Below are 12,483 nucleotides of genomic sequence, written 5' to 3'. Positions count from 1 at the left end.
GCCCTGTGCGTCGATATCACGTCTCCGCGATATCACTCATCAGTGATATTCTGAGTCGCATGAGCAGAGCCGCCGAGGTGATCCGCGAAGCGCGGAAGCGCGCTGCGCTCACCCAGGCGCAGCTGGCCGCGCGGAGCGGGATCGCGCAGAACGTCATCAGCGACTACGAGCGCGGCAAACGCGAACCCTCCTTCGGCGCGGTCGACGTGCTGATGAGCGCGGCCGGCCTGTCCCTCGAGTACGCCCCGCTCTCCGAGCTGGAGCGCATCCAGCGGCGACGGGACGAGATCGTCGAGCTCCTCGCCGAGCACGGGCTGACGAACGCCGGCGTCTTCGGGAGCGTGGCACGCGGCGAGGAGACGAACTCGAGCGACATCGATCTCCTCATCGATGTCGCTCCCGGCACCGGGCTCTTCCCCCTGCTCCGCGCCCAGGGAGCACTCGAGTCGATGCTCGGACGGGAGGTGGATCTGGTGCCGCGCGCGGGCCTGAAGCCCGACGTCGCCGCGAACATCACCCACGAAGTGGTGCCCCTGTGACCCGCGCTCCCCGCGAACGTCTGCTCGACATCCTCGCCTCCTGCAAGGCCATTGCCGAGCACCTCGAGTGCAGTGATACCGAGGACGGCCTTCTCTTCGATGCGCTTCGTATGCGCCTGCTCGAGATCGGCGAGGCCGCGAAAGATCTGCCGACCGCCCTCACCGACACCGAACCGGGGATTCCCTGGTCGATGATCGCCCGTCAACGTGATCACCTGGCCCACCGCTATTTCGACACAGCGCACGCCATCGTCTTCGAAGCGGCACGCCACGAGGCTCCCGCAGTCGCGCAGGCGGTGCGCCGGATGCTGGCCGTCATCGCCGAAGAGTGATCCCGGCCCTCGGGCTCGTGACTCAGCGCTCCGCGACGCGACGCCACGGCATGTACTGCAGCACCCAGGTGTTGCCGTCGGGATCCGCGAATCCCGCGTACAGGATCCCACCGGCGTCCACCACCGGAGCCACCTCGACGCCCCGGGAGATCAGCGCGTCCCGGGCCGCCTCGATGTCGCTCACGACCAGATGCAGCCCGTGCAGCGAGCCGGCGGCCATGCCCGGCCCTGGCAGCCCCTCGCTCAGGGTGATGGAGCAGTACGAGCCGGGAGGGGTGAGCTGCACGACGCGGACGCCCTCGCGCGGACGCACGTCGACGTCCTCCGCGAATCCCACCTGTCCGGTGTAGAACGCCTTGGCCCGGTCGATGTCGCTCACCGGCACGAGCACGAGCTCCAGCAGCATCGCGCCCGGCAGGACGTCGGGTTCGGGGCTGTCCACCATGATCACGACCTCCTTCGGGCGCTGCGATGCGCGTGCAGCCGAGGCTACCCGAGCGGAGCAGGTCCGGACCACCGAACCGTCAGGCCTCCAGGAAGGCGCCCTCCAGGAACGACTCCAGCTCGCCGACGGCGTCCAGCGGCAGGATCGCGGCGACGTACTGGTCGGGCCGCACCACGATCACGACGCCGTCGCGCGACAGCTCGCGCGCGTCGAAGATGTCGGTCTTGGACCAGTGCGACGGGGCGGCGGCATAGAGCTTCTCCCAGTCGGTGAGCCCGAGCGGCCCCGTCTTCGGCTGGAAGAGCGCCGGCGCCGTCGTGACGTCGAGGTCCTCGTACGACCGCTGCGAGATCCCCTTGACGTCGAACACCGCGTCCACGTCGCCGTCGGCCGGCGTGAACCGGGCGAATACGGGCGCCGCGGCCGCGGCCCAGGCGTCGAGGCCGGCGCCGGACGTGTCGCCGAACGCGTACACGCGCCAGCGGCCGTCCGCCTTCGCGTGGTGCCCGAGGTGCACGACGTTGCCGTCCGCGACGCGCACGACCTCGGCGCTCTTGAACCGCTTGCCGAGCGGGAAGCCCGCGGCGAGCGCCTGATGGGCGTCGGATCCGACGATCATCGACGAGCCGTACTGCGTCATGAAGCCGGAGGGGAACTCCGCGGTGCCCAGGTAGAACGTCGCGAGCTCCTGCGGGTCGGAGATCTCCTCGGGCTTGCGCGCCATGAGCGAGGACCACTCGCGGTCGAAGTCGATGAGCTGTTGCGCGACCGGCTTGCGCTCGGCCCCGTAGGTCGACAGCAGAGCCGCCGGAGCGCGGCCGGTGAGCACGGATCCCAGCTTCCAGCCCAGGTTGAACCCGTCCTGCATCGACACGTTCATGCCCTGGCCGGCCTTGGCGCTGTGCGTGTGGCAGGCGTCACCGGTGAGGAAGACGCGCGGGCTGGCGGCCGATCCGGGGTCGACGTCGTCGAAGCCGTCGGTGATGCGGTGGCCCACCTCGTAGACGCTGTGCCACGCGACCTGCTTCACGTCGATCGCGTAGGGGTGCAGGATCTCGTTCGCCTTGCCGATGATCGCCTCGATCGGGGTCGCGCGCACGGCGTGGTTGTCGTCGGAGGCGACCTCGCCGAGGTCGATGTACATGCGGCTGAGGTATCCGCCCTCGCGCGGGATGTGCAGGATGTTGCCCGCCTCCGCGTTGATCGCGCACTTGGTGCGCCAGTCGGGGAAGTCGGTGTTCACGAGCACGTCCATGACGCCCCACGCGTGCGCCGCCATCTCGCCGACGTGCGTGCGACCGATCGCCTCGCGCACGCCGCTGCGCGCCCCGTCGCAGCCCACGACGTATTTCGCGCGGATGGTGCGCTCCTCCCCCGCCCGCTCGCCGGCGGAGTACCGCACCCGCACCTCGACCGGGTGCTCGCCGTCGGCCCCCGAGCCCGTCGAAGGGTGCACGGTGAGCCCGAGGAACTCCACGCCGTAGTCGGGGCGGATGCGGCCCGGACCGTCGGCGGCGGCCTCGGCGAAGTAGTCGAGCACGCGGGCCTGGTTGACGATGAGGTGCGGGAACTCGCAGATGTCGTACGCGTAGTCGGCGGTGCGCGCCGTGCGGACGATGTTCTGCCGGTTCTGCGGATCCGGTCCCCAGAAGTTCATCCAGCCGATGTTGTACGCCTCGGCGATGATCCGCTCGGCGAACCCGAACGCCTGGAACGTCTCGACGCTGCGCGGCTGGATGCCGTCGGCCTGCCCGAGCACGAGCCGGCCGTCGCGCTTCTCGATGATGCGCGTCGTGAGCCCGGGGTACTGCGACATCTGCGCGGCCAGGAGCATGCCGGCCGGGCCGGATCCGACGATGAGCACGTCCATGACATCGGGGAGCTCGTCCGGACGGTCGACGCCGGTGCCGGCGGCCGGGAGCACGCGGGGGTCGTGGGAGACGTATCCGTGGTGGTGGAACTGCATCGTCGTCGATTCCTTCCTGACGGCGTCGTCGGGGCTTCGCTGCGGATCGCGAGGGCTCTTGCCTCGGCTCATCGCGTGTTCTATATTCGAACGCAACGTTCTACTATTGAACACAGACTAGCCGAGGTCGCGACCGCGATCAAGACCGGAGGATCCATGGCCGACACCCCCGCCGCACCGGCGACGACGTCGGGCGCCCAGTCGCAGACGCTCAGCCGCGGGATCCGGATCCTGGAGATCCTGGGCGACGAGCGCGGACCCCTGTCGATCGACGAGATCGCCGCGCGCCTCGGCGTGCACCGCTCGATCGCGTACCGCCTGCTGCGCACGCTGGAGGACCACCGCCTGGTGGGGCGGGACGCGGCCGGCCTCGTCGCCCTCGGACCGCGCATGGCCGCTCTCGCCGCCGGTGTCGCGCAGGACCTGCAGGCGGAGGCACTCCCCGAGCTCACCGCCGTCGCCAACGAGCTCGGCATGACCTGCTTCCTCGCCGTGCTCGACGGCGCCGAGTGCATCACGCTGGTCAGCGTCGAGCCGCGGCACACCGTGGCGAGCGTCGCGCAGCGCCCCGGCGCGCGGCACCCTGTCACGGTCGGCGCGCCGGGCAAGGCGATCCTCGCGCAGGTGCCTGAGGCCGAGTGGCCGGACGATGCGCCGGCATCGCTGCACGACGAGGTGGCCCGCTCGCGCCTCGCGGGGTTCGCCACCAGCCACGACGAGGTCATCCCCACCGTGCAGTCGATCGCGGTGCCGCTGGCCCTGCGCGGTCAGCGCCCCGCCGCGATCGCGGTCGTGCATGTGGCGACCGACCGCACCGACGCCGAGATCGCGATCCGCCTGCAGCGCTCGGCCGCATCGATCCGCGACGCCCTCGGAGCCTGACCGCAGCCCCCTCGCCGCTCGCCGAGCGAGGCCGCCGAAGGCGACCGAGACGAAACGCGGCACCCCCTCGAGGGCACCGCGTTTCGTCGTCGACCCGAAGGACTCCCGGCTCAGGCCCGGGACAGTCCGTAGATCGGGCTCACCGCCTGCTCGGTCTCGTGGTCGGGGCCGAGCGGGATGCCGCTGCGGTCGCGCAGCAGCAGCGTCGCGAGGAGGCCGATCACCGTCATCCCGGCGAGGTACCAGGTGACCGCCTGCGTCGAGCCCGTCGCCTGCACGATCGCGGTCGCGATGGTCGGCGCGAAGGCGCCGCCGGCGATCGCCCCGATCGCATAGGAGATCGAGACCCCGGAGAACCGGATCGAGGCCGGGAAGAGCTCGGTGTAGAGCGCCGCCTGCGGTCCGTAGGTGAAGCCGAGGCCGACCGTCAGGATCGCGAGGGCCGCGAACAGGAGCCCGATCTGCCCCGTGTTCACCAGCGGGAACAGCGTGAACACGCCGACGAGCTGCAGGATCCACCCGACGATGTAGGTGTTCCGGCGTCCGATGCGGTCCGAGATCCAGCCGGCGACCAGGGTCGACAGCAGCCAGGTGACGGCAGAGCCGGCCACGGCCCAGAGCACGGGACCCCGGTCGAGCTTCAGCGCGCCCTCGGGATTCGTCGCGTACCCCTGGATGTAGCCGCCGGTGGTCATGTAGCCGACCGCGTTGTTGCCGGCGAAGACGAGCGCCGCGATGATCACGAGCAGCAGATGCTTGCGGAACAGCTGCACGATCGGCATCCGCGCGGCCTCCTTGCGCTCGGCGAGCTCGGCGAACACCGGGCTCTCCTCGACCCGGCGCCGCACGTAGTAGCCGACCACGATCAGCACCACGCTGAGCAGGAACGGGATGCGCCAGCCCCAGGACAGGAACTGGTCGCCGGGCGCGACCAGCGCCATGATCGCCATCACGCCGGAGGCGATCAGCAGCCCGAGCGGCACGCCGATCTGCGGCGCCGCGCCGAAGATGCCGCGCTTGGCCTTGGGCGCGTGCTCGACGGCCATCAGCACGGCGCCGCCCCATTCGCCGCCGGCCGAGATCCCCTGCAGGATGCGCAGCAGCACCAGCAGGATCGGGGCCGCGACGCCGATCGCGTTCGCGTCGGGCAGCACGCCGATGAGCGCGGTGGCCGCGCCCATGAGGATCAGCGTCCACATCAGCACCGCCTTGCGGCCGAACTTGTCGCCGAAGTGCCCGGCCAGGAAGGCGCCGAGCGGGCGGAACAGGAAGCTGACCCCGACCGTCGCGAACCCGATCAGGGCGCTGCTGGCCCCCAGATCCTTGAAGAAGAGCTGGCCGAACACCAGCCCCACCGCGGTGGCGTAGATGAAGAAGTCGTACCACTCGACCGTGGTGCCGATGACGGTGGCGAAGACCACCCTGCGCCGATCGGCCGCCGAGGCGATGGTCCCGGTGGGCGTGAAGCCCGGTGAGGATTCTGCGGACATTGCGTTCTCCTTGTCGTGACGACGTCGTCTGGCCCAGCGGATCGGGCGACGGGGATCCTCTGCGGACAGGATCCGGATCGACGCTTGCCGGGGCTCGGCACGATGATATACGATTTCGGATACGACGCCAAGGGAACCCCCTCCCTGGCCCCATCCGCGCGAGGAGGCGCCCATGCCCGCACCGATCGACCGGCCCGGCAAGATCATCGCGATCCACCTCAACTACCGCTCCCGCGCGGACCAGCGCGGCCGCACCCCTGCGGCGCCGTCCTACTTCTTCAAGCCGTCCTCGTCGGTCGCCGGCACGGATGGCGTCGTGGAGCGCCCCGCCGGCACCGAGCTGCTGGCGTTCGAGGGCGAGATCGCCCTCATCATCGGCACCCCGGCGCGGCGCGTGAGCGTCGAGGACGCCTGGTCGCACGTCGCCTGGGTCACCGCGTCCAACGACCTAGGGCTGTACGACCTGCGCGCGAACGACAAGGGCTCCAACGTCCGCTCCAAGGGCGGCGACGGCTACACGCCGCTCGGTCCCGAGCTCATCCCCGCCGCCGAGGTCGATCCGACTCAGCTGCGCGTGCGCGCCTGGGTGAACGGAGACCTGCGCCAGGACGATGAGACCGGCGACCTGCTGTTCCCGCTTCCGCAGCTCGTCGCGGATCTCTCCCAGCACTTCACCCTCGAACCCGGCGACGTGATCCTCACCGGCACGCCCGCCGGCTCCAGCGTGATCGTCCCCGGCGACGTCGTCGTCATCGAGGTCGACGCCCCGCACTCCTCGAAGACCTTCAGCTCGGGCGGCCTGCGCACGACGGTCGTGCAGGGCGACGTGCCCTTCGACGGCGCGCTCGGATCGCTCCCCGCCGTGGACGACCTGCAGCGCGCCGAGGCGTGGGGGTCGCGCGAGGCCGCAGGGCTCGCGCCGGAGGCCGCGACGGCCGCCACCGCGCCCGCGCTCGACCCCGCGCTGCGCGAGAAGCTCCTCGCCGCCCCCACCGCCGGCCTCAGCACCCAGCTGCGCAAGCGCGGCCTGCACGCCTGCTTCATCGACGGGGTCTCGGCGAACGTGCCCGGCGCGAAGATCGTCGGCACCGCCAAGACGCTGCGCTTCGTCCCCGCCCGTGAGGATCTGTTCACGACCCACGGCGGCGGCTACAACGCGCAGAAGCGCGCCTTCGACGCCGTCGAGGAGGGCGAGGTCATCGTGATCGAAGCCCGCGGCGACGCGAGCACCGGCACCCTCGGCGACATCCTGGCCCTGCGCGCCAAGGTCCGCGGGGCGGCGGGCGTGGTGACGGACGGCGGGGTGCGCGACTACGCCGCGGTCGCCGAGATCGGCCTGCCCGTGTTCTCCCAGGGCGCGCACCCGTCGGTGCTCGGCCGCAAGCACGTCCCGTGGGACGTCGACGTGACGATCGCCTGCGGCGGCGCCGCCGTCCAGCCGGGCGACATCATCGTCGGCGACAGCGACGGCGTCATCGTGATCCCGCCCGCCCTGGCCGAGGAGGTCGCCGACGCGGCCCTCGCCCAGGAGGAGGAGGACGCCTGGATCGCCGAGCAGGTCGAGGCGGGGCATCCGGTCGATGGGCTGTTCCCGATGGACGCCGCCTGGCGCGCCACATACGACGCCGCGCGCGCGACGGGGTCCGAGGAGGCGTGATGGCCGAGGTCCTCACCGGCAGCAAGTCGGAGCAGGCGTACGCCTGGCTCCGCGCGCGCATCGCCTCGCACGCCTACGGCCCCGGCTTCCGGCTCGTGCTCGGCACGATCGCCGACGAGCTGGGGATGAGCGTGGTCCCGGTGCGCGAGGCGATCCGCCGGCTCGAGGCCGAGGGCCTGGTCACCTTCGAGCGCAACGTCGGCGCCCGGGTCACCCTCGTCGACGAGAGCGAGTACGCGCACACCATGCAGACGCTCGGGCTCGTCGAGGGCGCGGCCACGGCGCTGTCCGCGCCGTTGCTGGACGCGGCCGCCCTGGACGCCGCGCTCGAGGTCAACGACCGCATGACGCGGCTGCTCGACAGCTTCGACGCGCACCGCTTCACCGAGCTGAACCGCCAGTTCCACTCCGTGCTGTACGAGCCGTGCCCCAACCCGCACATCCTGGATCTGGTCCAGCGCGGGTGGGCCCGCCTCAGCGGCATCCGCGAGTCGACGTTCGCGTTCGTGCCCGGCCGCGCCGAGCACTCCGTCGAGGAGCACGCGCAGATCGTCGAGCTCATCCGCACCGGAGCGGATCCGCTCGAGATCGAGCTCGCCGCCCGCAACCACCGCTGGCGCACGAGGGATGCGTTCCTCGCCGCGCTGCACCCCGATTCCGCCGTCGAGCCCCCCGCCTGACGAGCACGAGACCACCCACACCACCCGGAAGGACGATGATGACCGAGGCCTACACCCCCGCCGACCTCCCCACGAGGATCCAGCACTACATCGACGGCGAGTTCGTCGACTCGATCGACGGAGACACCTTCGAGGTGCTCAACCCCGTCACGAACGAGACCTACGCCCACGCTGCGGCCGGCAAGAAGGCCGACATCGAGAAGGCCGTCGCCGCCGCCAAGCGCGCCTTCGACGAGGGCCCGTGGCCGCGCATGCTCCCCCGCGAGCGCTCGCGCGTGCTGCACAAGATCGCCGACATCGTCGAGTCGCGCGACGCCCGCCTCGCCGAGCTCGAGTCCTACGACTCCGGCCTGCCGATCACCCAGGCGCTCGGGCAGGCCCGCCGTGCCGCCGAGAACTTCCGCTTCTTCGCCGACCTGATCGTCGCCCAGTCCGACGACGCCTTCAAGGTGCCGGGCAAGCAGATGAACTACGTCAACCGCAAGCCGATCGGCGTCGCGGGTCTCATCACCCCGTGGAACACGCCCTTCATGCTCGAGTCGTGGAAGCTCGGCCCTGCGCTCGCCACCGGCAACACGGTGGTGCTCAAGCCCGCCGAGTTCACGCCGCTGTCCGCCTCCCTGTGGGCGGGCATCTTCGAGGAGGCAGGGCTGCCGAAGGGCGTCTTCAACCTCGTCAACGGCCTCGGCGAGGATGCAGGAGACGCCCTCGTCAAGCACCCCGACGTGCCGCTCATCTCCTTCACCGGCGAGAGCCGCACGGGCCAGATCATCTTCGGCAACGCCGCACCGTTCCTCAAGGGCCTCTCGATGGAGCTCGGCGGCAAGAGCCCGGCCGTCGTATTCGCCGATGCGGATCTGGACACCGCGATCGACGCGTGCATCTTCGGGGTGTTCTCCCTGAACGGCGAGCGCTGCACGGCCGGATCCCGGATCCTGGTGCAGCGCGACGTGTACGACGAGTTCGTCGAGAAGTACGCGGCGCAGGCGAAGCGCGTCAAGGTCGGCCACCCGCACGACCCGTCCACCGAGGTCGGCGCGCTCGTGCACCCCGAGCACTACGACAAGGTGATGAGCTACGTCGAGATCGGCAAGACCGAGGGACGCCTGGTCGCCGGCGGCGGCCGTCCCGACGGCTTCCCCGAGGGCAACTACGTCGCTCCGACGGTGTTCGCCGACGTCTCCCCCGACGCCCGGATCTTCCAGGAGGAGATCTTCGGCCCCGTCGTCGCGATCACCCCGTTCGACACCGACGAGGAGGCGCTGGCCCTCGCCAACAACACCAAGTACGGTCTGGCCGCCTACATCTGGACCAACGACCTCAAGCGCGCGCACAACTTCGCGCAGGCCGTCGAGGCCGGCATGGTGTGGCTCAACTCGAACAACGTCCGCGACCTGCGCACCCCGTTCGGCGGCGTGAAGGCCTCCGGACTCGGCCACGAGGGCGGCTACCGCTCGATCGACTTCTACACCGATCAGCAGAGCGTGCACATCACGCTCGGCGCCCCGCACAACCCGACTTTCGGCAAGCAGGATCCTTCGACAGGCGCAGGGACCCACACCGAGACCGACATCGACGACCCGGACCCCCGCTGAACCGGATCCCGGACCGAACATCTAGCAAGGACGCTGACATGACCAACCGCGCCGACATGACGCTCACCTCCTCCGGCTTCTACACCAGCCAGGAGGCGCCCATCACCACCGGAAACCCCATCCCGACCCCGCAGTCCAGCCCGCCGGACGTGCTCCGCTGCGCATACATGGAGCTCGTCGTGACGGACCTCGCCGCGTCGCGCGTCTTCTACGTCGACGTGCTCGGGCTGTACGTGACGGAGGAGGACGAGGAGACGATCTACCTCCGCTCCACCGAGGAGTTCATCCACCACAACCTCGTGCTGCGCAAGGGCCCGGTCGCCGCCGTGGCCGCGTTCTCGTACCGCGTGCGCACCCCCGAGGACCTCGACCGCGCGGTCGAGTTCTACACGGAGCTGGGCTGCGATGTGCGCCGCAACCCGTCGGGCTTCGTGAAGGGGATCGGCGACTCGGTGCGCGTCGTGGATCCGCTCGGCTTCCCGTACGAGTTCTTCCACCAGACCGACCACGTCGAGCGGATGAGCTGGCGCTACGACCTGCACATCCCCGGCGAGCTCGTGCGCCTGGACCACTTCAACCAGGTCACCCCCGACGTGCCGCGCGCGGTGAAGTACATGCAGGATCTCGGCTTCCGCGTCACCGAGGACATCCAGGACGAGGAGGGCACGGTCTACGCCGCCTGGATGCGCCGCAAGCCCACCGTGCACGACACCGCGATGACCGGCGGCGACGGCCCCCGCATGCACCACGTGTGCTTCGCCACCCATGAGAAGCACAACATCCTCGCGATCTGCGACAAGCTCGGCGCCCTGCGCCGCTCCGACGCGATCGAGCGCGGCCCCGGCCGCCACGGCGTCTCCAACGCGTTCTACCTGTACCTGCGCGACCCGGACGGTCACCGCGTCGAGGTCTACACGCAGGACTACTACACGGGCGACCCGGACAACCCGGTCGTCACCTGGGACGTGCACGACAACCAGCGCCGCGACTGGTGGGGCAACCCCGTCGTCCCGAGCTGGTACACCGACGCGTCGCTCGTGCTCGACCTGGACGGCAACCCGCAGCCCGTCGTCGCCCGCACCGACAGCAGCGAGATGGCCGTCACGATCGGCGCCGACGGTTTCAGCTACACGCGAGCCCCCGAGTCCGGCGGCGCCGCCGAGACCATGCCCGAGTGGAAGCAGGGCGAGTACAAGCTCGGACACCAGCTGTGAGCCTCGACGCCGGCACCATCGCCGCCCTCGCCGCAGAGCTCGCCGAGGCCGACCGCACGCACGGCGTGATCCCTCGGATCACGGCACGGCATCCGGAGGCGACCGTCGAGGACTCCTACGCGATCCAGGGCGTCTGGCGCGACGCCCAGGTGGCCGCGGGCCGCACGCTCGTCGGCCGCAAGATCGGGCTCACCTCGAAGGCGATGCAGCAGGCCACGGGCATCACCGAGCCCGATTACGGCGTCATGTTCGACGACACCGTGTATCCGTCCGGATGCGAGATCCCCACCGGGCACTTCTCGAACGTGCGGATCGAGGTCGAGCTGGCCTTCGTGCTCAAGGAGCCGCTGGAGGGCCCGGACTGCACGCTGGAGGACGCGCTCGCCGCGATCGACTACGCGGTGCCGGCGCTCGAGGTGCTGAACTCGCACATCGAGCTGGAAGGCCGCACGATCGTCGACACGATCAGCGACAACGCCGCCTACGGGGCGATGGTGCTCGGCACCGTGCACAAGCGCCCCGACGAGATCGACCTGCGCTGGGTGCCCGGAGTGCTCAGCCGCAACGGCGAGATCGAGGAGACCGGGGTCGCCGCGGGCGTGCTCGGGCACCCCGCGACCGGCGTCGCGTGGCTCGCGAACAAGTTCCACCAGCACGGCGCCCGTCTGGAGGCCGGCGAGATCATCCTGGCCGGATCCTTCACGCGGCCGATGTGGGTGTCGCGCGGCGACGAGGTGCGCTGCGACTATGGCCCCATGGGAGTGATCGAATGCCGCTTCGTCTGAGCCCGACGTTCCGCGACCGTCTCGCGGAGCGGGCCGGGAGCCCGGCCGGTGCGCGCCCCCTCATCGGGATGTGGGCGTGCACCGGCAGCGCGCTCGTGACCGAGATCGCCGCCGGATCCGGCCTGGACTGGCTGCTGATCGACGGCGAGCACTCGGCGAACACGCTCGACACGCTGCAGGTTCAGCTGCAGGTGGCGGCGGCGTACCCGATCACGCCCCTCGTGCGCGTGCCGTGGAACGACCCCGTGATCATCAAGCAGGTGCTCGACCTCGGCGCGCAGAACCTCATCGTCCCGATGGTCTCCTCGGCCGAGGAGGCGCGCGCCGCGGTCGCCGCCACGCGGTACCCGCCCGAGGGCGTGCGCGGGGTGGGCTCCGCCCTGGCTCGCAGCGCCCGGTGGAACCGCGTGGACGGCTACCTCCGCGACGCCGCGGAGCATGTGTCGCTGACGGTGCAGATCGAGACCGCGGCCGGCGTCGCCGCCGCGGCAGAGATCGCCGCGGTCGACGGTGTGGACGCGGTCTTCGTGGGCCCCTCCGACCTCGCCGCCTCGATGGGCCTGCTCGGACAGCAGACCCACCCCGACGTAGTCGCCGCGGTCGAGCGGGTGTTCGCCGAGGCGACCGCCGCCGGCACTCCCGTGGGCGTGAACGCGTTCGATCCGGCCGCTGCCGACGCGTACATCGCCGCCGGTGCCGCCTTCGTCGCCGTCGGCGCGGACGTCGCCCTCCTCGCGCGGGCCTCCGAGGCCCTCGCGGCCCGCTTCCTCCCCCCGTCCACCCCGGCCCCCTCCTCCCCCTCCGCCAGCTACTGACCCGGATCCCGGTTTCACGTTCGAGGAGCGATGTTCGCTCTGTATCGGGCAGTTTCGGCGCGAACAATGCTCCTCGAACGTTC

General features: G+C 70.7%; 12 protein-coding genes. 9 read left to right on the top strand and 3 right to left on the bottom strand.

The window, feature by feature from the left end; all coding sequences use genetic code 11:
• Positions 1–59: 59 nt before the first annotated feature.
• Positions 60–539, top strand: coding sequence for a helix-turn-helix domain-containing protein (locus NFX31_RS04495; protein ID WP_045249479.1), 480 nt, complete (start codon positions 60–62; stop codon positions 537–539).
• The gene (locus NFX31_RS04490) at positions 536–871 is read left to right on the top strand and encodes a HepT-like ribonuclease domain-containing protein (protein ID WP_045249478.1); all 336 of its coding nucleotides are present in this window, start codon (positions 536–538) and stop codon (positions 869–871) included. The genes NFX31_RS04495 and NFX31_RS04490 overlap by 4 nt, the downstream gene beginning before the upstream one ends.
• Before the next feature lie 22 nt (positions 872–893).
• Here NFX31_RS04490 and NFX31_RS04485 read toward each other — a convergent pair whose 3' ends face one another.
• Both NFX31_RS04485 and NFX31_RS04480 read right to left on the bottom strand, forming a co-directional pair.
• Positions 894–1,316: a VOC family protein gene (locus NFX31_RS04485; RefSeq protein ID WP_091481200.1), complete on the bottom strand. Its 423-nt coding sequence runs from the start codon at positions 1,314–1,316 to the stop codon at positions 894–896.
• A 79-nt stretch (positions 1,317–1,395) separates the two neighbouring features.
• Positions 1,396–3,282, bottom strand: a complete 1,887-nt coding sequence (locus NFX31_RS04480) for an FAD-dependent monooxygenase (RefSeq protein ID WP_262957249.1) — start codon at positions 3,280–3,282, stop codon at positions 1,396–1,398.
• A gap of 156 nt (positions 3,283–3,438) precedes the next feature.
• Between NFX31_RS04480 and NFX31_RS04475 the strand changes: the two genes are divergently transcribed.
• Complete coding sequence (locus tag NFX31_RS04475; RefSeq protein ID WP_045249476.1) at positions 3,439–4,164, top strand: IclR family transcriptional regulator; 726 nt, start codon at positions 3,439–3,441, stop codon at positions 4,162–4,164.
• A gap of 110 nt (positions 4,165–4,274) precedes the next feature.
• Here NFX31_RS04475 and NFX31_RS04470 read toward each other — a convergent pair whose 3' ends face one another.
• Entirely contained in the window at positions 4,275–5,654 is a 1,380-nt protein-coding gene (locus tag NFX31_RS04470; protein ID WP_262956885.1) for an MFS transporter, read from the bottom strand.
• 172 nt (positions 5,655–5,826) lie between these two features.
• Here NFX31_RS04470 and NFX31_RS04465 point away from each other — a divergent pair, with 172 nt between their 5' ends.
• The 6 genes from NFX31_RS04465 to NFX31_RS04440 are packed head-to-tail and all read left to right on the top strand — an operon-like array spanning position 5,827 to position 12,400.
• Positions 5,827–7,311 (top strand): fumarylacetoacetate hydrolase family protein, encoded by a 1,485-nt coding sequence (locus NFX31_RS04465; RefSeq protein ID WP_045249474.1) that lies wholly within the window; start codon positions 5,827–5,829, stop codon positions 7,309–7,311.
• On the top strand, positions 7,311–7,991 hold the full coding sequence (locus NFX31_RS04460; RefSeq protein ID WP_045249473.1) for a GntR family transcriptional regulator: 681 nt from the start codon (positions 7,311–7,313) through the stop codon (positions 7,989–7,991). Before NFX31_RS04465 ends, NFX31_RS04460 begins: the two co-directional genes overlap by 1 nt.
• A 38-nt stretch (positions 7,992–8,029) precedes the next feature.
• A complete protein-coding gene (gene hpaE / locus NFX31_RS04455) occupies positions 8,030–9,586 on the top strand; it encodes a 5-carboxymethyl-2-hydroxymuconate semialdehyde dehydrogenase (protein ID WP_262956884.1) in 1,557 nt (518 codons plus the stop codon).
• Positions 9,587–9,624: 38 nt separating this feature from the next.
• A complete protein-coding gene (gene hpaD / locus NFX31_RS04450) occupies positions 9,625–10,800 on the top strand; it encodes a 3,4-dihydroxyphenylacetate 2,3-dioxygenase (protein ID WP_045249472.1) in 1,176 nt (391 codons plus the stop codon).
• Entirely contained in the window at positions 10,797–11,585 is a 789-nt protein-coding gene (locus tag NFX31_RS04445; RefSeq protein WP_262956883.1) for a 2-keto-4-pentenoate hydratase, read from the top strand. The genes hpaD and NFX31_RS04445 overlap by 4 nt, the downstream gene beginning before the upstream one ends.
• Complete coding sequence (locus NFX31_RS04440) at positions 11,570–12,400, top strand: HpcH/HpaI aldolase family protein (RefSeq protein ID WP_091481224.1); 831 nt, start codon at positions 11,570–11,572, stop codon at positions 12,398–12,400. The genes NFX31_RS04445 and NFX31_RS04440 overlap by 16 nt, the downstream gene beginning before the upstream one ends.
• Positions 12,401–12,483 lie beyond the last annotated feature (83 nt).

Source organism: Microbacterium azadirachtae (assembly GCF_025583665.1).
Classification (GTDB): domain Bacteria; phylum Actinomycetota; class Actinomycetes; order Actinomycetales; family Microbacteriaceae; genus Microbacterium; species Microbacterium azadirachtae.
The sequence above is the reverse complement of the archived record's forward strand: the minus strand, read 5'-3'. Positions and strand labels throughout refer to the sequence as shown.